This window comes from Streptomyces sp. NPDC107546 (genome assembly GCF_055639175.1).
Genome location: NZ_JBVKBA010000006.1, coordinates 185057 through 206438 on the forward strand (window position 1 = coordinate 185057; position 21382 = coordinate 206438).

Here is a 21382-nt window from a genome sequence, read left to right on the forward strand (position 1 = left end):
TCAGCGGTTCTTCTGGAAGTCGGCCCACAGTCCACGCAGGACCAGGGCGAGGATGGCGACGGACACGGCGCCGATGGCGACCGCGACCGCAAACAACGAGGCGACCAGGCCCCCGGCGATGGCGAGGCCGCCGATGGTCAGCCACTTCTTCGAGTCGAACTCCTGCCGCGGCGCCGGCTGCTGCGGCGGCTGCTGGTTGAGCAGCTGCTGAGCGGCGAGGATCGCGGCGACCTGCCGCACGATCTCGGTGTTGTCGGCGGCCTCGACCGCCTCGCGGGCGGCCTTCTCGATGGCGCTCACGGCTGGCCCCCGCCCGGCCCGGCAAGGGCCTTCTCCCGGTCGTACAGGGCGTCGATCGTGTCCCACGACCCGGTCAGGCCGCGGGCGTTCATCTCGGCACGCATGGCCTCCCGGAACTTCCGCTTCGAGGGCGGCGGGTTCGTCGCGTACAGCTGCGCGGCGAGCAGCGCGACCGCCTTCTCATTGGCGGCCTTCGCCTCGCTCAGGGCGGGCGTGCCGCCACCCGTGCCGGAGGGCGTGCCGGAAGGGCCGAAACCCCCCGTGCCAAGTGCGGGAATGCCGTCCGGCACACCCCCCGACAGCAGGGCCTCGAGGTCCCCATCAGAGATCAGCCCCGGCAGCTCGCCGACAGCCTCCGGAAGGGGGTGCTGGTCGATGACGTTCGCGTACTGCTCATACGCGTCGTGGGTGACGGTGACGGCTTCCGCCTCGGCCTCGCGGGTCGCCTTCAGGATGTCCGCTGCGGCCTTCGTCTCGTCGGCCCGTGCCGCGGCCACAGCCCGGGACACGGCGATGCGGTCACGGGTCGTGGCACGGGTCCGGTCGATGGCGGCCTGAGCACGGGCACTGATCCGCGTGCGGTCCCGGTCGATGGCCATCACCAACGTCACCTTGGCCAGGACGGGGATCAGCGCGCCGACCACAGCGGCCAGGACGTCACCGGCCAGCAGGCCCCGCGCGGCCAGCACGGCAACCGTCAGCGGCAGGAACACCCAGCCGATCGCCTTCGGCAGGCGGGCACTGGAGCCCTGCCGGCGGTGCGCGGTCTCCTGCGCCAGGGCGTACAGCCACACCGCGTCGAACAGGACGGCGACGCTGTACGCGAACGGCGCCGCCGCCTGGCCGGCGAGGATCCCGCCGATCGCGTCGATGACCCACGCCACCGCAATCGCGGTGAGGACGGACGGCAGCACCCACGGCGCCACCTTCTTCAGGTTGCTCATTCGCCCAACTCCTTCGGGGCAGCAGCGCGCACCACACGGTGCGCGGCAAGGCAAGTGCCCTCCCGGTCGCGGCGGTCGACGGCGTCGACCAGGGCGGCCATCAGGGCAGGAACAGGGGGAAGGGGCCGGGCCGACCGGCACACCGCACGGAGCGCGGCGCGCTCGGTCGGCCGGCGGATCGGCCAGCGGGAGGTCACGAGCCGTTCCTCCGCAGCCGATCCAGCTGGTTCGACAGCGAGTACAAACGGCCGGCGTGCAGGGCGGTCTCGGCGGCCAGCTCACGCAGCTGCACGGGACCCATCGGCGGGAACTCCTCGACGTCCACCACCGGGAACGGCTCCGGCTGCAGCTCACCGAACGGCGCCCAGCTGATGCGGGCCTTCAGGAACTCGACCGCGCCCCAGGGCGTCGTCACCGAGGCCGCCACGGTGCGGCCCTTGTGGGTGACGTCCACCTTGTAGCCGACCGGCTCGTCGGCGTGGCCGATGCACCAGTCCGGGCAGTCGAGCTCAATCGGGCCCTCGTCGACGGTGTCGATGACGATCCTGCGGGTCATCGGCCCTCACCCCGCTCGGCTTCGATCGCGGCGAGCAGGGCGCGCACGCGGCAGTTCAGGGCGAACGCCGCGGACCGCATGTCGTCGTCGGAGTGGATGTTCAGGCCCGCGGTCTCGTCGAGGATCTTCCGGGTGACGGCGATCTCGACGTCGAGGGACGCGAACTCCGAGGACGGCTCGTCCGGGCCGTGCAGCGCGTCGTATGCCATCACCGGCCCGCCTTCCGGACGTGCAGGTCGATGCAGTTCGACCGCCAGTCGAGGTGAATCGGGCACGTGGTGCGCTCGGCGTCCGGCACCGACCAGGTCGTCTCGCGGTGGATCGCGCGGAGCAGGTCGTCGCCGAACTCGGCGGGCATCCGGGGAGCGTCGGCCGTCATCATGCGGCACCGCCGGCCTGCGAGGGGCGCCACGCGTTGGCCTCCATGGTCACGTCGGTGACCTGGAACGGCTCGGGCAGCGGCGGCATGTCGTCGACCTGGAACGCCGAGCCGATCAGGAAGCGCGCCATGCAGTCGTGTTCCAGCTCCGACCGGTTCGGCGGGAGGGAGATGACGACCTGGTCGCGGTCGACGTAGGCGTATCCGGTGAACGTCGGGTCGGTGATGCGGGCGACGGCGAGCTTTATGTGCAGCTCGTCGATCAGCTCCTGCAGCGGGGCGTCCATCAGGTGCTCGACAGACGGCTTGGTCATGGCAAGCTGTGTCACAGCGGTTCTCCTGTTGCGTCAGGTAGATCCGTCAGGCCCCTTCACGGTGTTAGCGCACCGGGTTGGGGCCGCTTCGTTTTCGAAGCGATGGCATCACCTTAGACGCGGGTGCGTCTATCGTGCAACACCTCTGCCGAGGATTCTCGTACACATGCCGTACACATCAGAACCCGATGCGAGCCGATACCATCCGATACCCAACGATGAGAAACTCGCAGGTCAGAAGGCTGCCGGGCATCGATGGCTGGTCACAGCAGCCCCAGTAACGGACTCCTAAAGCGGGTGTCGCAGGTTCGAATCCTGCCGGGGGCACAGAAGAAAGGGCCAGCTCAGGAGGGGTTTCCTCCCGGGCTGGCCGGTCATGTCCCTTCTCGTGGTGTAGCCGATCAGTCGTCCGTTGCGTTGGTGGTGTTGGGGAGCGCGGGAGCGCTGTCGGGGCACTCGCCGACGTAGATTTCGTCCATGCTGCCTTCGGGCAGGTAGCGGCGGGGGAAGGCGATCCATTCGTCGTGCATCTCGAAGAGCACGGCGGTGACCAGCCGCAGGAGCGCTTCGTCGTTGGGGAAGACCTGGACGACGTCGGTCCGACGCTTGACCTCGCGGTTGATCCGTTCCAGTGGGCTGGTTGACTGGCTCTTCTTCCAATGTCGGTCCGGGAAGGCCGCGAAGGCGGTCAGGTCGTCCTTCGCTTCCAGGAGCATCTGCTTCACCTTGGGGAACTGCTTGCCGAGCATCTCGGCGACGGTGTCGAGCTGAGTGCGGACCGCCGCCTTGGCGGGCTGAGCGAAGATCGTGCGGATGGTCGCCGCGACCATTTCGGCCGCGTCCTTGGGGATCACCGCGAAGACGTTCCGCAGGAAATGGACACGACAGCGCTGGTAGGCGGCGCCGAGCATGACCTTGCGGATCGCGTCAAGAGTCGGTGGGTACCCACTGACGCACACCGTGGTCGTTCGTGCCGTACCAGTAGTGGGGCAGGCCCTTGATGCTGCTGGTGCGGAACGGGTGCCCGTGGTCGTCGATGCGGACCGTGCCGGTGCGGCCCTGGGATGACCAGTCCAGTTCCAGGTACCAGTTGCAGTCGTAGGCCTCGGTCGTCGCGGTGACCTGCAGCACCTCCGGGTCCTCGGCGGAGACGCGGTAGGGGAACTGAACCGCGGGGACGGGCTTTCCGCTGTCGTTGCCGGGGCGCGCATGGGCGATCGGGCGGTCGACGTCCAGGTTCACGGAGAAGTTGCGGGGCGGCAGATCACTGCCGCAGCCCTGGCCCATGGCGTACGCGTTGCCGGTGACCGGGGTGCCGCGGCTGACGATACGTACCCGGAGGGCAGCGAGGACCACGGCCGTGGACGACTTCCCCTGCACCGAGATCTGCACCATCGTCTGCCGCCCAGGTACCGCCTGCTGCGTCGCTGCCCACACTCCGGCGTCCTGCTCTACCGGCGGCGGGGGCACCTGGGCCGGCTCCTTCCCGATGATGTAGTCGTGCCCGCAACCGCCGTCCCAGATCTGCGAGTCGGCGGTCCACGCGAGCGGCACACCGGTTGGCACGGGGGCGTCGCTCTTCGTCTCAGCCGACGATCCGTCCTTCGACTCGGGGCTCCCTGAAGCCCGTACTCCTGTGGAAGGCGAGGCCGAAGAACGGCTGCGGGAGGGGCTGGCCGCAGTGGCCGACGGGGGGTGTGACGTACCGGTTCCTGTCGTACGGGACTGACCGGGGGCCTTGGCGGAGTTGTCGTGAGACCGGTCGGCCGACAGCGCCGACATACTGCCCAGCGTCACCAGCAGTACGGTCGCCGCGGCTGTGCCGACGACGGTACGGCGACGGCGGTACCAGGGCCGTCCAGTTGAGCGGACCGCATCGCACTGGGCCGTCGACTCGCAACTGCCCGGTCCGGGAGCGTCGGGAGCAGCCGGTGCGGCGTCGGGGGCGCCCGCATCGAGTCGCGGTGGTGAACCGCTCGTGCCGTCCCCGTCACCACCGATGCCGTCGGCGCCGCCACCCACACTGCGCGTGCTGCCACCCACACTGCGCGTGCTGCCACCCGCACGCCCCGCTGTCCGGCTGTCCGGACCCGAAGCCCGCTCGTCCTCTGTCGGCTTCAGTGCCCCTTCGGTCTTTGTCGGCTCCGCTGCCTCCTCACCCGCCCTCGGCCTCTGTCGTGCCGTCACCGCGAGCAGCCACAGGCGGTGCAGATCGAGGCGTTCCTCCGGTGTTGCTCCACAGAAGGCAGCCAACCGCTCCACCGGGGCGTAGTCCTGCGGGACCGCCTGTCCCGCGCAGTAGCGGTGCAGCGTGGAGGTGTTCATGCGGAGACGGCGGGCCAGAGAGCTGTAGCTCCGGTCCGTGCGGTCCTTCAGCCGGCGCAGCAGCGCCGCGAACTGCTCGACGTCGTCCTCGGTCGACACCGCTCCCCCAACCTCCCACGTGTTCCCGTATCTCAGGCGGTCCATATACCTGCACGTCAGATGGGCTGGGATGGTTCCACCCTCGCCGGGCGGGCGTCCGGCGTTGCGCGGAGTCGTCGTGACGGCTGATGCTCTTGGTGTCGCACCGACCAGGACCGGACCGACCAGTCGGCGACGGGCGACAAATGACACTCATCCACTCATCCACGGGGGACACCCATGCCCCAGCGCACCCGAGCAGGCCCGCCCCTCGCACTCGCCGTCACGGGCTCGCCCTCGGCTCGACGCTCGCCACACCGGCAAACGTCGCGGCCAAGGCGTCGGCTTCCTCACGGCGGCCCATCTCCCGTCGTATCCAAGCTCGTCCTGAACGGTCGGCAAGGTCACCGCCTGCGTACCGGAGGCGGTGGAACGGGACCGCTGTCTACGCATGGCGCTGGGCGGCGACGGCCCGGACCTGGTACCGGGAGCTCCGTACCGAACTCGACAGGAGCGACCGCCCGTCAGGTCAGAGTGCAGTTGTCCGGGACGGCCGTGGCGAAGGGACGCTTCTCGCGGCTGAGCAACGACATCAAGTCCTGTGCGCACGCATCGAGAAGGCGGACCCGGACACCGAGGCCACGCTGAAGGACTACGGCACGCTGCCTGTCGAGGACAGCGGGCACGGCTACGACCTGCACACGGTGACCTCCTGGGGCGTCTTTGACACCCGTCTGGCGACTTCCGGCATGCGCCGGTGAAGGCCTCCAAGAAGACGGCCATCACGGGCCGTAGACAAGCTCCGCTGACCGCATGACCGAGGCCGCCCTCCGCCACGGGGGTGGGGAGGGCGGCCAATCGACCGCTGACAGGGTCACGGCGCGATTCAGCAGGACTTGGTGTCGTCGATCGCGCCCCGAGCCGCGGCAGGAGGGAATGGGTCCGCGCAGCAGCAGATGTTCATGACTCCGGGGCAGCGCTCGCTGACCCCAAAAGGCGATAGCCACACGACGGCCCCGGCACGAAGACACCGGGCCGCGAGCAACCACGTATGGACCAGAAAAGGAAGATGCACATGAACAGGAAGTCCCCCGCACACCGCCGTCCGGGCCGCCGCGCGGCCGTCGCCGCCGGCCTCGTCCTGGCTGTCGGACTCGGTGTGTCGACACAGGTGTCGGCACAGGCATCCGTCCATGCCCCCGCAGAGTCGTCCGCCGCCGCACCGCAGTCGGTCAGCGGCACGAGTGGCCAAGTGGTGACCCGGGTCGCCGACTTCTACGGCGCGTACATCGACGCGATCGGCGACTACACGGACCCGGACGCCACGCTGGAAATGGTGCTCCGCAAGCACTACCTGACGCCCGACTTCGCCAAGCGACTGGCGGCCTGGGAGAAGAAGCACGGGGCGGACGGTGTCCTGCGTGCCCAAAACGTCCCGCGGAAGTGGACGGTGACCGACAACGGCGCCGTGGGTAACGGCCATGAGGTCGTCGTCACCCTGACCTTTGGCAGCGGGGAGACGACGCAGAAGATCAAGCTTTTCGTGCTGGTGGAGCGGTACAACCACATCGTCGACATCGGCACCACGAGCAACCGCTGACAGCGGAGCCGCTCCGCCCGGTCTGTCATGGTCAACCTCACGACGGACGAGACCATACCCAATTCGAATCCTGCCGGGGGCACACGATGAAGGGCCAGCTCAGGAGGGGTTTCCTCCCGAGCTGGCCCTTCGGCGTTTCAGGGGTCGTGCCACAGGCGTGCCACTACGTCCAGCGGTTCTCACGAGCCGAGCAACAACCTCGCCAGCAGTGGTGCCGCCCATACGCGCCGCGAACTCGATGGAGCGGTAGGTCTAGCCGGCCGGCAGGCCTGCGGTCGGCTCGTGCCGGCGTACGAAGTCGTCGCCTCGCGCCCCCGGCGCGCGCCGGGGGCGCGCTGGCTCGCCGATGCGCAAAGGTGTGCAGCCACCCGCCGGGAGCCGGGGAGAAGCACGCCCCGCTACATTCGAGGACCCGGTATGACGAACGTCGCGCAGTGCCGGTGAATCCTCAGGAAGGTGCTGTAGTGCGTCTGTTCGCTGATCATGTCTCGGGTCCGCCGTCCGCTGAGCGATTCGCCGGGCCGCTGTGGTTGCGGGAGCGGCCCGGTGGACTCAACGAGATCGAATGGCGGCTGCGTCCCGGTCTGCCCGCGTTTGTGCTTTACCAGGCCAAGATGACGTCGTCGATGTCCCTGTTGTTGGCCTGCTGCGGCAACGCGTTCGACTCGACGTTGGCCGCGATGCGGGAAGGAACCGAGGAGCATCTGGCCGAGGAGTTGGTGAAGCACTGGACGTCCTTCGCGCACATGGTGGCCAACGGGCAGAATGGCGATCTCTCCGATCTCGGGATCACGTTGGTCACCGACCCTGTTGACGGTGTGAAGAGCGGTTGTGTCGCCACGGTCGTGAGTCCGCGCGGAAGCGAGAGCGACCTGAAAGACGCCCTGACCCGGGTGATCAGGGGAGCGGCCTCCGCGATCGGGGAGGGGGTGGAGGCGGCCGAGCGTTCGACCCGAATCCACGGGCTGCTGGCCGCTCAGTCGGATCACGCGGTGCTGGACGACCGGCTGGAGGCCATCGCCGCGACCGGGTTCCGTTTTGGCGCCACCAGGTCCCTGCTCGACCTGGACTGGCCTACAGAATGAACACCGGCCGTCCGTCGCGGACGGTGTAGAGCGGGTTGCCGAGCTTGTCGACGCCGGTGCGGCGGATCAGGTCCATCGCCTCGTCGAACGTCTCGGCGACGCGGTGGACGTCTCGGTCTTCCTCGAACAGCCGGCGCGCGGTGTCCACGTCTGGCAGTGCGCCGGTGGACATGACCAGGCCCCCCCAGGCCAGCGCGCGGACATAGCGGATCCGGTCGAACACGCCGGCCAGCCCGGCAGGCCCCAGGATCGCGGCGGACCTGGCCACCGCATCGAGATCGGGAGTGCGGTTCGCCATCGCCGCGTTGAGCACCGCGGCCGCCAGCCGGGTGAACACCTTGGTGGCGCCGGTGGCACGATCCCGCGCGATCTCTAGGGGATAGATCACGCCGGACGCCTCCTTGGCGACGTCGCGCAGCAGGGTGAGCAGCTCCTCGCCCTCACCTTCCGCCCGGGACAGGGCGGCCCGCGCGACCTGGAAGGAGTGCCGCCAGTCCTCACTCGCGTCGTCGGAGAACCAGTACGCGGGCGCGTCGTCGCCGATCGACAGAACGATCGCGGCGCAACCGGTGTGGGCGTCGATGGAGACGTCGACATGGCCGTCGACCATCGTTCCGACGGGCAGTCCGGACGCGTACGTGCCGCTCATGACCGACTGCTCGCCGTCGGTGACGGTGAACCGGTCGCGCTCGTCGACGGTGACCGTGACCGGGTGGCGGCCGAGTGACAGCACCGAGCGCTGGAACATCAGCGCGATGTTCCGGACGAGGTCCTCGTCCGGAGCGTGTTCGAGCGTTTCGTCATGCAGCGCGATGAGCCGGTCCGCCCCCAGGTCGGCGGTGGCGTCATCGACGTCCCACCGCCTGTTGCCGTGGCGCGCCCATGCGTCAAACTCCGTGTACATCTTGCGGTCCCGGTGGCTCGCGAGGAACTCATCGAGGTTCGCGGCGTGGTCCGCGCGGCCGAAGTCGATCACCCGCCGCACGAAGTACTCGATCATCTTGTCGACCGCGCGTTGGCTGTCGTCCTCGTCGAGCAGGTGGGCGATCAACCCGAGGTCGGTGTACAAGTACTCGATGGCGTAGGAGAAGAACAGCTCGGGGTCGCCAAGGCGGGCGTCGACTCCGATGCAGGCGCTCCACAGCGCCTTCACCAGCAGGTAGCCGGGCAGGTAACCGCCGTCCTCGGGATCGGCCGGCCGGACGAGGACATCACAGCGGCGGGTCACGACCTGCCGCTGCCGACGCGTCGAGCCGAGGATGACGTCGAGCACGTTGCGGGTCACCGCGTCCTGGTGCTCCTCCGGTTCGAAGGACGCGATCGCGCCCGGGCCGAAGTAGTCGGCGACCCGGGCCAACACCGGGCACAGCCGGGGCAGCGTGCCGAACGACGACAGGTCGAACTCGGCGAACAGTGCCAGTCCCTCGGCGAGCGGGCGCTGGAGCGCGATGAAGGCCTCGTACCGCATCATGGCGCCGGTGATCCGGCGCGCGACATCCTTGTCGCGCCGACGCCCGCTGCGGTAGGCCGCCGCATCGGTCAGCGCGCGCTGGTGCAGCAGGCTCACTGCCATGCCGACAGTGTTCATGAAGCACCAGTGGTGGGTCGCCTCGTGCAGGAAGGCCGGCAGGCAGTCGGGCGAGAGGTGCCGCTCGATCAAGCCCTGGACGTGCTTGCCCGCCCGGAAGGACGAGATGGCGGTCTGGTTGGTGATCGGATTGATGAAACTGCGCCCGCTCAGCGCCGAGGCGAAGTGCCCGCTCAGTTCTCGTCACCGACCATCTTGTCCCAGGGAATGCCTGTGGCGGAGGCGAGCTCCTTCGCCAATGCGGAGTCGATGGACTCGCTTGACGTGTCCCGCCACTTCAGAGTCCTCCGCTCGATCCGGCCGTCGGGATGCTCGATCTCGACGACCTCCTCGAACGACGTGCCCCGGTGGCGGTACAGCAGATAGCTGACCATCCCCTTGAGCGTGTAGGCGGAAGCGGCCACCACAACGGTCACCACGCCGAGATCGCCGAAGCTCCCCTCCGGCACGGGCTCGTGGTGGAACGCGATCGCCCCGCTGTCGACGAACTCGCCCAGTTCGAGGGCATCGGACCGGGACAGTCCTGGTAAGCGGACCTTGGTTGCTGACACGGAAGTCTCCAAACAGCGCACGGCGGAGCGGCATCGTACCGCGCGCGAAAGCGGTGCCGTATCGCTTCGGAACGGCTGGGGAGGGCTCGTTCGAGCTGTGGGCGTTCTGCACGCTCAAGGACCCGGCCGCTGCTGTTCGCGGCCCGGTCAACGACGAGATCCTCACGCAGGTGGTGGCCGATCCGGAGCGGCGCGGGTGAAGTTCGGAGGGAGGGCGGCGTACCAGGACACGTACGCGACGGAGCTGTGATCTTGGTCAGTCAGGTCGTACGACCGCGGCCACCAGGCCCGTCGACAAGCCGGGGGGCCGAGCGGCCGGGGCGAGGCTCCGCTCCCAGCCGCAGCCGGACGGATGACGGTGGAGCGATGGGATGGTCGTCATGAGCTCCCGGGCTGGTGTGGGCGGGAGACCCGCCACGGCCTGGGATTCGGCGGGCGCTGGCCGGTCCGGCGGGCGCAGGCCAGAACCCGGCGGTCACACACGTGGCGCGGTCTCGCCCGGCTGCGTCCGGTCGACGGGCGGTCTGCTGGCCTCCCGCCAGGAGCGGAGTGGGCCGGCACCCCGCGCGAGGTCGAGGGTGAGGTGCAGACGCGTCCCTCTCCCCGACGTCAACGCCGGACGAATCCCGCCGCCCCAGCGGTCGGCGCGGAGACGGGTCGGCGTCATGTCCGCCGCGGTCGAAGCAACTCCACGCAAGCTCGTCTTGGCTGCGTTAGGCACGCGCCGCCCGCCACGGCCGGGAGTACGCTGGCACTTGCCGAGAGCTTTTCGGCCGCACGATCACGGCGAGGCCGTGCCCGGCGAGTGACAGACTCGGGCAGCCGAAGGCCACCCGGGACGGGATCGCACGATGGACGCCATCACGAAGCGCGCCGAAGGCACACAACCAGGGGACGCGCATACCTACCGGATGCCCTTGCCCCGGCTGAGCCTCACGCCGGGCGTCAGCCACGGCCCGCTGGATGGAGCATGGTGGCCGCGCTGCGACGCGCTGGAACTGGAGCTGCCCTCGCTGGTCGGCTCGTTGGACCCGGCTGTCGGAACCGTCACCCGGGTCACCGTGGACCCGGAGTCCTGGCCCGATGCCCCGCGGAAGGTGATGGCGCCCGGCCACGTGATCGAGGTGGTCCAGAGCGACCTCGCCGCCGAGGCGCATGCCATCACCCTGGACTGCAGCACCACGGGACGCTGGGAACTGCTGGTCATCCCACCCGACGAGCCGGCCGGAGCAGCCACCCGCCTGCTGACCGCCGCCGCCGACCCCGAAAACCCGCTGTCGGCTCCGCGCATCCTGGCACTCGCCGAAAACGGCCTCGGCGGAGAAGCCACATGGGAGTCGGAAGGAGGCCCCGGACTCAGGTGAGAGGCCCGACGCGGTCGGGCCCAGGTGACCGGCCGGCCGGTCCGGTCGTCGATGTCCTGGTGGAGCCATGGCACGAGCGATCTCCTCGTCCTCCCACCCCGCCGCAACCGATACGCGCGGATCATGGCGGGTGAACAGATGATGCCCGGACGGCGCGCGGACCGCTCCGAGAGCTTCGGGGAAGCGCTGCTGGGAGCGATTCTCGACCGCGCGCACGAGCTTCCTCCCCATCTCATCGGGCCCCTGGTCGCCGACGTGATGGAGCAATTGGAGGGCCGCCGTCCGCAGGTGCTGCTGCAGGACTACGGCCAGCTGATGCTCGTGCCCCTGCCCGGGGAGGGCTTCGCGGACGGGGAGCCGCAGGTGATCGACGACTCCGACGCGGGCCGCTGCTTCCTCGACGCGGTTTCCGTCGAGGTGTCCGATGGCGACGGCGTGCGGGTCCACCTGCCGCTGCTGGACGGCGGTGACCAGGTGGGGGTCATGGCAGTGACGCTGGACAGCGTCGACGACCACGACCGCCGCCTGCTGCACAGGATCTCCGGCCTGGTGGCCGACCTCCTGGTGACCAAGCACGGCTACTCCGACCTGTTCTTCCGCTCCCGACGCGATGAACCGATGAGCGTCGCCGCGGAGATCCAGTGGTCCCTGCTGCCGCCGCTGGCGATGATCATGCCCCGGGTCGCCGTGGCCGGGATCCTGGAACCCGCCTATGACGTGGCGGGTGACAGCTTCGACTACGCCCTGAACGGGGACGTCCTCCACGTGGTCATGATCGACGCGATGGGGCACGGTTTGGGCGCGGCCACGATGGCCACCGTGGCCATCGGCGCCTACCGCCACGCCCGCCGCGCCGGCATCGGGCTGTCGGAGATCTACGACTTCATGGACCGCGCGGTGGCGGAGCAGTTCGGTCCCGAGCACTTCGCCACCGCGCAGATGATGCAGCTGGACACGACGACAGGACGGGTCCAGTGGGTCAATGCCGGGCACTCGCCGCCGATCCTCGTCCGCAACCACCGCGTCGCGGGCCGCCTGGCGGCCCCGACGACCCTCCCCGTCGGCCTGGGTGGTGCGGAGCCACGGATCAGCGAACTGTGGCTGGAACGCGGGGACCGCGTCCTCTGCTTCACCGATGGACTGGTCGAGGAGCACAGGACCGGTGGGGAGGAGTTCGGGGAGGAACAGCTGATCAACTGTGTGAACCATCTGGAGAGGACCGGCCGCGGGGTCCGGGCGGTGACGCGATCCCTGTCCCACACCCTCAAGCGGGCGCGGGGCGGACGCACCACGGACGACGCGACGCTGCTCATGGTGGAGTGGCGCGGCTGACCTCACCACTGTCGTCCGCCGCCATTCGCCGGCCTCGGCCGAGGGACGGCCTGTCAGTCCGACAGAACCTGCCGGCTTCCGGTGTCGATGAGGATCTGCTCCGCCGCGGTTACGTTGTCGGCCCGGACGGCCTGGGCCATCGCAGCGTGAGCGGCCTCGGGTGTCGTGTTCGGCGGGACCACCATCAGCGAGAAGAGGTCCTGGTCGCCTCGGGTGATCATTACCGTGTCGTCACCCACCGGGAACGAGTCGATGTGCACCACCCGGTCGCCGACGACAATCCGCGTCGGGAGCTCTCCCCAGGCCACGGTGTCCAGCCCGACGCGGGTCACGGGGCCGAGGCGCCTGGTGAGGGCGCTCAGCAGCGCGGGCAACTCGGCTCCGATGTCGCGCGACCGCGGCCACCACGCACCGTCGAGGACGCCTTCACGCGACTCGGTCGTCTCCAGCCGGAGCAGAGCGCACCCCGGTCGTACGGACTCATGGACGCCAGTGGGCAGGTGCCGGGAAGGAGAGGGTGTACAGGAGCTGATCATGACGACCACCAGTCTTCGGGAGCCGGTGCGAACACGGGACTCGCCTCGCCCCTACCACGCTACTCCCCGCGTCGCCGGGCGCCGGGGGCTTTCCGGCTGCGAGCCGACCAGGCCACCACGTTGCTGTCCGGCGTGATCCGCTGCGCGCCCCTTACGGTCGGCGTGTTCAGACCGTGGGGCGGCGCCGGCGGACTCCCGCCTCCTCCGGCAGGTGGCCTGCGCCGCCCAGGACGATCACCTGGAATGCGGCACCGACGTAGGCGGTCACGAAGCGGGAGATCCTGTGGGTGCTGCGCATGGTGGGTCACCTGCCTGCTCGGGTCTGTGGGCTGTCTCTTCGAGTGCGTGCTCGGCGTCACCAGGTCGGCGACACCAGGTCGGCGTCACCAGTTGATGGCGTCGTCCATCGACTGCTGCCAGTACGTGACCTTGAGCGAGTCATCGACGTAGATGCCCCTCGCGGGCAGCGACGGGTGAGCGCCCGCGCCGACGCTCTCGTTGCCGGAGCGGCCGCGGAAATAGACGGTCAGCGAGTTCACCATGTGGCCGTTCGAGCCGCTGCCGTCGGTGGCGGACAGGTTCACCGAGGCGTAGCCGGACTGGCCCGGCTCGAGCGTGACGACTGCCTGCGGCTGCGAGTCCTGGATGACCGGAGGCACGGCCTGGGCCTCGCCGAAACGGACGGCGGGGTAGCCGTAGAGGAAGCAGCTCTTGCTACCGGTGTTGGTCACCGTGAGCAGCATGTGGTTCACGGGACGGTTCAGCGGGGCCGCCACCGTCTTGGTGTTGGACCCCTCGCAGGTGACGGGCTTGCCGGACGAGACGGGCGCCTTCGACGCAGAGGTGTTCGCGGCAGGCCCGGTGGTGCCGGGGGTGGACCTGGTGGTGCCCGTGGCGGGCCTGGCCGCCGGGGAGGAGGAGTGGGAGCCGGAGGAGGAGTGGGAGCCGGAGGTGGAGTTGGAGTTGGAGGTGGAAGACGAAGCTCCGGATGCAGAAGCGCCGGAGGAGGGGCTCTCGGTCGGCGCGGTGGCCGCCGAGGCGCCCTCGCTGCGGACGCCTGTGCCGTCGTTGCACGCGGTCAGGGAGAGCGCGGCGAGAACGACGGTCGCGGCGGCGCCGACGAGACGAGTGCGGGAGGTGCGGAGGTTGGACATGTGGCCGTGCCCCTTCGGTGTTCGGGTCGGGGTGGTGATTGGATGACCGAAGCTTGTGCGGCGTTCTGTCCCAACCGCCACGCACAGCGGTCAGTTGGGGACGCTGGAACAGCGAAACGCGCTCTGATCAGGGAGAAGGCAGTGGCCCTGGAACGCGGGACTGGAACACGAGGGGATGGGGGAACGGGTGTCGGGGGCAACAGGGGCCGGCGGAACGGAGGCGTTCGCGCGGCTGCTGCGGGAACTCAAGGACCGCTCGGGACTGAGCTACGGGGCGCTTGCCAAGCGGCTGCACATGAGCACGTCGACGCTGCACCGCTACTGCAACGGCACAGCGGTGCCCATCGAGTACGCACCGGTGGAGCGCCTCGCAAGGGTCTGCCGGGCTACGCCGGACGAGCTGGTGGAGTTGCACCGGCGCTGGATCCTGGCGGACGCGGCGCGAGGGAGCAGGGCGGAGCAGGCCACGGCGACGGGTTCGGTGCGGGAAGCCGGTTCGGCAGATGCCATCGTTGCAGCTGATGCCACCGATGCGGCGGAAACTGTCGATACCGCAGATCCAGGAGCACCGGCACCGCACGGACGGGGCGGCGGCGGCGAGGACGGTGAGCAGGTCGTCGTCGACGTACCGCGCGAGTTCGCCCCGCCACGTCGTCGCCGTACCGCGCTGATCGCCTCCGTCGCGGTGGCCGCCGTGCTGGGAGCCGTCGTGCTCACCGTGCGTCCGTTCGGCGGCGGGAGCGACACCGGCGACCAGCAGGCGGCCGGTACCACCGCCACCACCACCCCCACGACCGCCGGCACGGTGGACGCCGGGAAGCCGTCCGCCTCCCCGTCCCCGAGCGCGAAGGGGCACACGCCGTCCGCATCGGCCTCCGCCGCCACCACCGCGTCCGGGGGTGCCGGATCCGGCACCTCGAAGGACGGCGGCAAGCAGGGCGGGGCCCAGCGCGACGACGGCAGCGCCACCGGCGCCGTCCCGCTCACCGTCGGCACCCGTCCCTACGTCTACGACGACCCCTGCAGCCAGCATTTCCTCGTCAACAGCGAACCCGAGCAGGTGGGGCCGCCGGCGAACGAGCAGGACGCCCCGCGCTGGGCCGCCGCGTACGGGGCGGTGTCCTCGGACGCGCAGGAGATCGCCCTCACCGTCCAGGGCACCGGCGAGGAAACCGTCGTCCTGGAGGCGTTGCACGTACGCATCCTCGCCAAGGGTGCGCCGCTCGCCTGGAACGACTACTCGATGGGCGTCGGCTGCGGCGGCGGTGTCGACACGAAGTCGTTCGACATCGACCTCGACGACGGCAGTCCCACGGTCACCGTCAAGAACGGCCGGCGCGACTTCCCCTACAAGGTCAGCGAGTCCGACCCGGAGGTCTTCTACGTCACCGCCCACACCAAGGCCCACGACGTTCGCTGGGACCTCACCCTGGACTGGTCCAGCGGCGGCCGCCGCGGCACCGTCCACATCGACAACGCCGGCACCGCGTTCCGCACCAGCGCCGACGCGAACCGCCCGGGCTACGACTACCCGCTGGGCGGCAGCGAGTGGATCAAACGGGACAGCTGACAGGATCCGGGCCGGGCAGCTGCTCACCCACGAGGTCCGACGGGCACGGTCGACAGCGGGCGGAAAGCCCTCCGTGGGTGGGGCCGGTCGCCATGGCGCCTCCGTGAGCCCCTTGTCCGATCGACCTTCCGTCCGCCTGACAGCGCGCCGGGGTCACGGCGGTTGCGGCTGAAACAGCGGTTCACGAGCATCCGCCGGTGGTTGCTGTACACAAGCGGAATACAGCAACCACCGCAACGACAGCCGATCGAGTCAAAGGCCTATGAAGAGCCCATGACCAGCGTCCTGGACCGCAAGGGCCGTCCAGCCGATGGCTCGGGCCCAAGTGAGTGCGTTCGGACCCTGGCCGTGGGGTGTGTACGGCTGGATTTACTGACGCCGCTGGCCAAGGACGCAGAACTCGTTACCTTCGGGGTCCGCCAACACAACCCACGACTGGTCACCCTGGCCGATGTCGACGCGCTGTGCGCCATGAGCCACAAGACGAGCCACCTCGGCCTCCTGGTCGTCAGGCCTGAAGTCGAGATGCAGTCGGCTCTTGGCCTTCTTGCTCTCGTCGAGCCGGACGAAGTCCAAGCCCGGCAGGCGATCCGGCTCCGGGCGGATCTCGAACTCGTCATCGGAGGAATGGACGACAACCCAACCAAGGGCCTCGGCCCACCACTGCCCCAGGGCCGCAGGATCCGCAGAGTGGACGATTACCTGTTCCCATTCCAAGGTCATCCGTCGAGCCTAGCCCCTGCCAGGGCTTCGGAAACAGGCGCTCGAGGTCGCCGTGCCACAGTCCTGCCTGCCCGCAGTCGCCGTCGCCGGCCTCATCCGCTTTGCCGACGACCCTGCCCTGCGCCGACCGAGCCACGGGGTGGGGGATGTCAGGACTGCGGGTCCAGGAACGTCAGCGCGGAGGCGTCCTCCTCGATCAGCGGGGCGAGGGCGGCGTTGAACGGGGCACCGTACGGAGCCTTCAGGTGTGCCTGGAAGGCGTCCTCGTCCCGGTACACCTCGAAGATCCAGAAGGCACGCGGGGCGGACGCCTTGGTGTAGACGTCGAAGGCGAGGTTGCCGTCCTCTTCGCGTACCTTCCGGGCGTACTCCCCCAGCAGGCCGGCCACTTCGGCCTCCGCGCCCTCGCGGGCGGTGAACTCGGCGAACAGGGTCTTCTTCACGGTGTCGTGTCCTCGCGTCGTCGGTGTGGCCGTTCAACGGCACCTGGGGCCACTGGTTCGGAGCATGCCGCCCTCCACCCGCAGACGGCAGACATGCGCGCGGACGCCACGGAGGCCGTGGAGGCCATGGAGGCCACGGAGCCACGGACGCCACGGACGCTCCCACGTCACCGGAGCCGGAGTGGGTGCGGCACAGGCCGCCCTGGCATTGTCATCGCTGACTTATGTCATCGATGACATCGAAGGGGCCCGACGATGATGCGCCAACACGGCCCACGCGTCAACGGGTTCGGCGGCCGCCGTGGACGTTGCCGATTTGTGACGAGCACAAGGCATTGACGTTGCCCGGAGCGGAGTCCATCATCCTCGGCAAGCAAGCAGTGTCAACGATGACATATGTCAACGATGACACCTCGGGACGGCATGTTTCGATGCCGGCCGCGCCGCCCGCAATCCCGCAGGAGTCGTTCATGTCTCGCACCACTCGTCTGTCCCCCTCCCTCCTCAGAGTCGCCGCGTGCACCGGCATCGCAGCCCTCACCCTGACGGCCTGCGGTTCCGGCTCCGGTTCCGGCTCGGTGAGCGCGGGCTCCGGCTCGGGCAAGGGCGTCAAGGTCGGTCTGATCACCAAGACCGACACCAACCCGTTCTTCGTGAAGATGAAGGAGGGCGCGGAGAAGGCCGCCAAGGAGGACGGCGCCCAACTGGTCACCGCAGCGGGCAAGTTCGACGGGGACAACGCCGGTCAGGTCACCGCCATCGAGAACATGGTCGCCTCCGGGGTCAAGGGAATCCTGATCACCCCGAGCGACTCCAAGGCGATCGTGCCCGCGATCCAGAAGGCCCGCGCCAAGGGCGTCCTGGTGATCGCCCTGGACACCCCGCCCGAGCCGCAGAGCGCGGTCGACGCCCTCTTCGCGACCAACAACTTCAACGCCGGCCAGCTGATCGGCGAATACGCCAAGTCGGCCATGAAGGGCAAGACGGCCAAGATAGCCACGCTCGACCTCGCACCGGGCGTCTCCGTCGGCGTCCAGCGGCACAACGGCTTCCTGAAGGGCTTCGGCGCCGCCGACAAGGACGTCGTCTGCTCCCAGGACACCGGCGGCGACCAGGCCAAGGGCCAGACCGCCATGGAGAACTGCCTGCAGAAGGCGCCCGACATCAACGTCGTCTACACCATCAACGAACCCGCGGCGCTCGGCGCGTACACCGCGCTGAAGGCCAAGGGCCGGGAGAAGGACGTCCTGATCGTCTCCGTCGACGGCGGCTGCACCGGCACCCAGGCGGTCAAGGACGGCAAGATCGCCGCGACGTCCCAGCAGTACCCGCTGAAGATGGCCGCGGAGGGCGTCAAGGCCGTCGCGACGTTCGCCAAGAACGGCACGAAGGCGTCCGGCTACACCGACACCGGCGTCACCCTGATCACCGACAAGCCGCAGGCCGGCGTCACCTCCAAGGACACCGGGTTCGGCCTGCAGAACTGCTGGGGCTGAGCCGCCCCCGCGGACCGTTCGACACCGCCTCTTCCCTCAGCGGGGCGGCCGGCCCCACACCTCCCCGACCGTGGGACGGCCGCCCCCTTGTCTTCCGACAAGGACTTCGCATGACCGCCACGTCCACCACCACGCCGTACGCCGAGCTCAAAGGACCGACGACAGCCCGCAGACTGCTGACGGCACCGACCACCGGACCGCTGGCCGCCCTGGTTCTGGCCTGTGTCTTCTTCTCTCTGACGACTGATCAGTTCCTCTCCGGGGGGAACTTCTCCCTGATCGTCCAGCAGGTGATGGTCGTCGGCACCCTCGCCATCGGACAGACCCTGATCATCCTCACCGCGGGCATCGACCTGTCGTGCGGAGCGGTGATGGCGTTCGGCAGCATCGTGATCGCCAAGATGGCGGCCGCCGGCACCCTGCCGCCCCTGCTCGCCATCGCTTTGGGCGTGGTCGTCTGCGGCGGGTTCGGCCTGGTGAACGGGCTGCTGGTGCAGAAGATCCCGCTGCCGCCGTTCATCGTGACCCTCGGCATGCTCAACGTGGCGTTCGCACTGACCCACATCTACTCCGAGGAGCAGACCGTCACCAGCCTGCCCGGACCGCTGACGGCCCTCGGGCAGACCTTCCCGCTCGGCAAGACCGACATCACCTACGGCTCCCTGGTCACCATCGCGCTGTTCCTGCTGCTCGCCTACGCGCTGAGCGGCACGGCGTGGGGCCGGCACGTCTACGCGCTCGGCAACAGCTCCGAGGCCGCCCGGCTCAACGGCATCCGCAACTCCCGGCTGACCGTCGGCATCTACACGGTGGCCGGCCTGCTGTACGGGATCGCGGCGCTGCTGCTGATCTCCCGCACCGGAGTCGGCGACCCCCAGGCGGGGCAGACCGACAACCTCGACAGCATCACCGCCGTGGTCCTCGGCGGCACCAGTCTCTTCGGTGGACGCGGGTCGGTGCTCGGCACGTTCATCGGCGTCCTCATCGTCGGCGTCTTCCGCAACGGCCTGCAGCTGATGGGCGTCGCCTCCATCTACCAGACCCTGATCACCGGAGTCCTGGTGATCCTCGCGGTGACCGTCGACCAGATCTCCCGGAAGAAGGCCCGATGACCGCCACCTCTCCCACCCCCGTTCTGCAGGCCCGCGGCCTGGTCAAGCGCTACGGCCACGTCACCGCCATCGACGGCGCCGACTTCGACCTGCTGCCCGGCGAGGTCCTCGCGGTCATCGGCGACAACGGCGCCGGCAAGACCAGCCTCATCAAGGCCCTCACCGGCGCGGTGATCCCGGACGCGGGCGAGATACGCCTCAACGGCGAACCCGTCGCCTTCTCCGGTCCGCAGAGCGCACGCGCCCACGGCATCGAGACCGTCTACCAGGACCTCGCCGTGGCCGCCTCCATGGACATCGCCTCCAACATGTTCCTCGGCCGCGAACTGCGCCGCCCCGGTCTCCTCGGCAGCGCGTTCCGCATGCTCGACAAGAAGCGGATGCGCCAGGAGGCCGCCGAGCACATGGCCGACCTGAAGATCGGGCTGCGGTCGCTCACCCAGGCGGTCGAGACCCTCTCCGGCGGCCAGCGCCAGGCCGTGGCCGTCGCCCGGGCGGTCGCCTGGGCCCGTACGGTCGTCGTCATGGACGAACCCACCGCCGCCCTCGGCGTCAAGGAGTCCGGCCAGGTCCTGGACCTCATCCGCCGCGTCCGCGACAAGGGCATGCCGGTCGTCCTGATCAGCCACAACATGCCCCATGTCTTCGAGATCGCCGACCGGATCCACGTCCACCGGCTGGGCAAGCGGGCCGCGCTGATCAAACCCTCCGACTACTCCATGGCGGAGGTCGTCGCCATCATGACCGGCGCGCTCACCCTCGATGAGGCCGGCGCTACCGTCGTAGCGGACTCGGAGGCGGCCAAGGCCGCCGGGGTCCAAGCCAACTGACCTGACAGTCTCGTCGGTTCCGGTCGGCGAAGCCGCCGGAACCGACGAACCCACACGGAACGGTCCTCCATGGCAGCGAACCGCCGACCCACCCTGGCCGACGTCGCCCGAGAAGTCGGCGTCAGCGCCAAGACGGTCTCCCGCGTCTTCAACGAGGACGGACCCGTCTCGGACCGGACCAGGCAGCAGGTGCTCGCCGCCGTGGCCAGGCTCGGCTTCCAGCCGAACCTCATGGCACGCAACATCCGCGTCGGCGGACCCGACACCACCATCGGACTGGTCGTCCCGGACCTGGGCAACCCGTTCTTCGGGGCCGTGGCCGGCGGCATAGAGGACACGGTCCGCGACCGCGGTCTGACGCTGCTGATGGGTTCCTCCGCGGACGATCCCGACCGCGAGCACGCGTTGACGGACCAGTTCCTCGCCCGGCGCGTCAGCGTCCTGATGGTGGTGCCGTCCGTCGGCGCCGACCACTCCCATCTCAAGGCCCACCGTGCCGCCGGGCTGCCCGTGGTCTTCGTCGACCGTCCGGGGGCGGGCCTGGCCACGGACAGCGTCGTCAGCTCCAACCGTGCGGGCGCCCACGAGGGCGTCACCCATCTGATCGCCCACGGCCACCGACGCATCGGCTTCATCGGCGACCTGCCCGTCAAGCTGTACACACGCCGCGAACGCCTGGCCGGATACCGCTCGGCCCTGCGGGAAGCCGGCCTCGCCTACGACCGCGCCCTGGTCACCAGCGCGCACGACCCCCAGGCGGCCGCCACCGCGACCTCGCATCTGCTCGACCTGGCGGACCCGCCCACGGCCCTGTTCGCCGGCAACAACTTCGCCGCCCTGGGGATCGTCGCCGAACTCTCCCGCGGCAAACGGAAGGACGTGGCGGTCGTCGCCTTCGACGACCTGCCGCTCGCCGAGGCACTGAAGCCGGCCCTCACCGTAGTCGCCCAGGACCCGGAAGAAATCGGCAGGGCGGCCGCGGCCACCGCCCTGGCACGACTCGACGGCGACCGCTCCCGCGCCCGCACCATCACCGTCCCCACCCGGCTGATCGTCCGGGGCTCGGGCGAGTGCCCCGCCCCCGCGCTGCGGGAGGCGTGAC

25 protein-coding genes and 1 pseudogene are annotated in these 21382 nt (G+C 69.5%); 10 read left to right on the plus strand and 16 right to left on the minus strand.

What is annotated here, in order from left to right; genetic code table 11:
• The 9 genes and pseudogenes from ACZ7L1_RS11270 to ACZ7L1_RS11310 form a co-directional block, all read right to left on the minus strand.
• Positions 1 to 300, minus strand: a complete 300-nt coding sequence (locus ACZ7L1_RS11270) for a hypothetical protein (protein ID WP_471436159.1) — start codon at positions 298 to 300, stop codon at positions 1 to 3.
• Positions 297 to 1244 carry a hypothetical protein gene (locus ACZ7L1_RS11275; RefSeq protein WP_471436160.1) on the minus strand — a complete coding sequence of 316 codons (948 nt, stop codon included), beginning with the start codon at positions 1242 to 1244 and terminating at the stop codon, positions 297 to 299. Before ACZ7L1_RS11275 ends, ACZ7L1_RS11270 begins: the two co-directional genes overlap by 4 nt.
• Positions 1241 to 1441 carry a hypothetical protein gene (locus tag ACZ7L1_RS11280; protein WP_471436162.1) on the minus strand — a complete coding sequence of 67 codons (201 nt, stop codon included), beginning with the start codon at positions 1439 to 1441 and terminating at the stop codon, positions 1241 to 1243. Before ACZ7L1_RS11280 ends, ACZ7L1_RS11275 begins: the two co-directional genes overlap by 4 nt.
• The gene (locus tag ACZ7L1_RS11285; protein WP_471436163.1) at positions 1438 to 1800 is read right to left on the minus strand and encodes a DUF6907 domain-containing protein; all 363 of its coding nucleotides are present in this window, start codon (positions 1798 to 1800) and stop codon (positions 1438 to 1440) included. The genes ACZ7L1_RS11280 and ACZ7L1_RS11285 overlap by 4 nt, the downstream gene beginning before the upstream one ends.
• Entirely contained in the window at positions 1797 to 2009 is a 213-nt protein-coding gene (locus ACZ7L1_RS11290) for a hypothetical protein (protein WP_471436166.1), read from the minus strand. The genes ACZ7L1_RS11285 and ACZ7L1_RS11290 overlap by 4 nt, the downstream gene beginning before the upstream one ends.
• On the minus strand, positions 2009 to 2158 hold the full coding sequence (locus ACZ7L1_RS11295) for a hypothetical protein (protein ID WP_471436168.1): 150 nt from the start codon (positions 2156 to 2158) through the stop codon (positions 2009 to 2011). Before ACZ7L1_RS11295 ends, ACZ7L1_RS11290 begins: the two co-directional genes overlap by 1 nt.
• Positions 2159 to 2178: 20 nt before the next feature.
• On the minus strand, positions 2179 to 2493 hold the full coding sequence (locus tag ACZ7L1_RS11300) for a hypothetical protein (protein WP_471436169.1): 315 nt from the start codon (positions 2491 to 2493) through the stop codon (positions 2179 to 2181).
• Between the two features lie 401 nt (positions 2494 to 2894).
• Positions 2895 to 3419: pseudogene (locus tag ACZ7L1_RS11305) on the minus strand (transposase); the annotation flags it as partial.
• A 1-nt stretch (position 3420) separates the two neighbouring features.
• Positions 3421 to 4962 (minus strand): helix-turn-helix domain-containing protein, encoded by a 1542-nt coding sequence (locus ACZ7L1_RS11310; RefSeq protein WP_471436171.1) that lies wholly within the window; start codon positions 4960 to 4962, stop codon positions 3421 to 3423.
• Positions 4963 to 5971: 1009 nt separating this feature from the next.
• On the opposite strand from ACZ7L1_RS11310, the gene ACZ7L1_RS11315 reads away from it, so the two are divergent.
• Both ACZ7L1_RS11315 and ACZ7L1_RS11320 read left to right on the plus strand, forming a co-directional pair.
• On the plus strand, positions 5972 to 6496 hold the full coding sequence (locus ACZ7L1_RS11315; RefSeq protein WP_471436172.1) for a hypothetical protein: 525 nt from the start codon (positions 5972 to 5974) through the stop codon (positions 6494 to 6496).
• 464 nt (positions 6497 to 6960) lie between these two features.
• On the plus strand, positions 6961 to 7581 hold the full coding sequence (locus tag ACZ7L1_RS11320) for a hypothetical protein (protein WP_471436174.1): 621 nt from the start codon (positions 6961 to 6963) through the stop codon (positions 7579 to 7581).
• Here the strand turns inward: ACZ7L1_RS11320 and ACZ7L1_RS11325 are convergent.
• Together ACZ7L1_RS11325 and ACZ7L1_RS11330 are read right to left on the minus strand one after the other, a co-directional pair.
• Positions 7571 to 9241 (minus strand): hypothetical protein, encoded by a 1671-nt coding sequence (locus ACZ7L1_RS11325; RefSeq protein WP_471436176.1) that lies wholly within the window; start codon positions 9239 to 9241, stop codon positions 7571 to 7573. The genes ACZ7L1_RS11320 and ACZ7L1_RS11325 overlap by 11 nt on opposite strands.
• 101 nt (positions 9242 to 9342) lie before the next feature.
• Positions 9343 to 9720: a hypothetical protein gene (locus ACZ7L1_RS11330; RefSeq protein ID WP_471436178.1), complete on the minus strand. Its 378-nt coding sequence runs from the start codon at positions 9718 to 9720 to the stop codon at positions 9343 to 9345.
• Here ACZ7L1_RS11330 and ACZ7L1_RS11335 point away from each other — a divergent pair.
• From ACZ7L1_RS11335 to ACZ7L1_RS11345, 3 genes are all read left to right on the plus strand, one after another.
• A complete protein-coding gene (locus ACZ7L1_RS11335) occupies positions 9711 to 9920 on the plus strand; it encodes a hypothetical protein (protein ID WP_471436180.1) in 210 nt (69 codons plus the stop codon). The genes ACZ7L1_RS11330 and ACZ7L1_RS11335 overlap by 10 nt on opposite strands.
• A 651-nt stretch (positions 9921 to 10571) precedes the next feature.
• Positions 10572 to 11084, plus strand: a complete 513-nt coding sequence (locus ACZ7L1_RS11340) for a DUF5994 family protein (protein WP_471436182.1) — start codon at positions 10572 to 10574, stop codon at positions 11082 to 11084.
• 138 nt (positions 11085 to 11222) lie between these two features.
• Complete coding sequence (locus tag ACZ7L1_RS11345) at positions 11223 to 12416, plus strand: PP2C family protein-serine/threonine phosphatase (RefSeq protein WP_471436403.1); 1194 nt, start codon at positions 11223 to 11225, stop codon at positions 12414 to 12416.
• A 53-nt stretch (positions 12417 to 12469) separates the two neighbouring features.
• Here ACZ7L1_RS11345 and ACZ7L1_RS11350 read toward each other — a convergent pair whose 3' ends face one another.
• The 3 genes from ACZ7L1_RS11350 to ACZ7L1_RS11360 form a co-directional block, all read right to left on the minus strand.
• On the minus strand, positions 12470 to 12952 hold the full coding sequence (locus ACZ7L1_RS11350; protein WP_471436183.1) for a DUF5994 family protein: 483 nt from the start codon (positions 12950 to 12952) through the stop codon (positions 12470 to 12472).
• Between the two features lie 166 nt (positions 12953 to 13118).
• Entirely contained in the window at positions 13119 to 13250 is a 132-nt protein-coding gene (locus ACZ7L1_RS11355; protein ID WP_471436185.1) for a hypothetical protein, read from the minus strand.
• Positions 13251 to 13335: 85 nt separating this feature from the next.
• A complete protein-coding gene (locus tag ACZ7L1_RS11360; protein ID WP_471436187.1) occupies positions 13336 to 14106 on the minus strand; it encodes a DUF4232 domain-containing protein in 771 nt (256 codons plus the stop codon).
• A 187-nt stretch (positions 14107 to 14293) separates the two neighbouring features.
• Between ACZ7L1_RS11360 and ACZ7L1_RS11365 the strand changes: the two genes are divergently transcribed.
• Complete coding sequence (locus tag ACZ7L1_RS11365) at positions 14294 to 15676, plus strand: helix-turn-helix domain-containing protein (protein WP_471436188.1); 1383 nt, start codon at positions 14294 to 14296, stop codon at positions 15674 to 15676.
• Positions 15677 to 16045: 369 nt separating this feature from the next.
• Here the strand turns inward: ACZ7L1_RS11365 and ACZ7L1_RS11370 are convergent, their stop codons facing one another.
• On the minus strand, positions 16046 to 16399 hold the full coding sequence (locus ACZ7L1_RS11370; protein ID WP_471436190.1) for a VOC family protein: 354 nt from the start codon (positions 16397 to 16399) through the stop codon (positions 16046 to 16048).
• 149 nt (positions 16400 to 16548) lie between these two features.
• Positions 16549 to 16842 (minus strand): putative quinol monooxygenase, encoded by a 294-nt coding sequence (locus ACZ7L1_RS11375; RefSeq protein ID WP_471436191.1) that lies wholly within the window; start codon positions 16840 to 16842, stop codon positions 16549 to 16551.
• 470 nt (positions 16843 to 17312) lie between these two features.
• Here ACZ7L1_RS11375 and ACZ7L1_RS11380 point away from each other — a divergent pair, with 470 nt between their 5' ends.
• The 4 genes from ACZ7L1_RS11380 (at position 17313) to ACZ7L1_RS11395 (ending at position 21381) form a co-directional block, all read left to right on the plus strand.
• Positions 17313 to 18338, plus strand: coding sequence for a substrate-binding domain-containing protein (locus tag ACZ7L1_RS11380; protein ID WP_471436192.1), 1026 nt, complete (start codon positions 17313 to 17315; stop codon positions 18336 to 18338).
• A gap of 110 nt (positions 18339 to 18448) precedes the next feature.
• Positions 18449 to 19450, plus strand: coding sequence for an ABC transporter permease (locus ACZ7L1_RS11385; RefSeq protein ID WP_471436194.1), 1002 nt, complete (start codon positions 18449 to 18451; stop codon positions 19448 to 19450).
• Positions 19447 to 20280: an ATP-binding cassette domain-containing protein gene (locus ACZ7L1_RS11390; protein WP_471436195.1), complete on the plus strand. Its 834-nt coding sequence runs from the start codon at positions 19447 to 19449 to the stop codon at positions 20278 to 20280. Before ACZ7L1_RS11385 ends, ACZ7L1_RS11390 begins: the two co-directional genes overlap by 4 nt.
• Positions 20281 to 20349: 69 nt before the next feature.
• Positions 20350 to 21381 carry a LacI family DNA-binding transcriptional regulator gene (locus ACZ7L1_RS11395; RefSeq protein WP_471436196.1) on the plus strand — a complete coding sequence of 344 codons (1032 nt, stop codon included), beginning with the start codon at positions 20350 to 20352 and terminating at the stop codon, positions 21379 to 21381.
• Position 21382 lies beyond the last annotated feature (1 nt).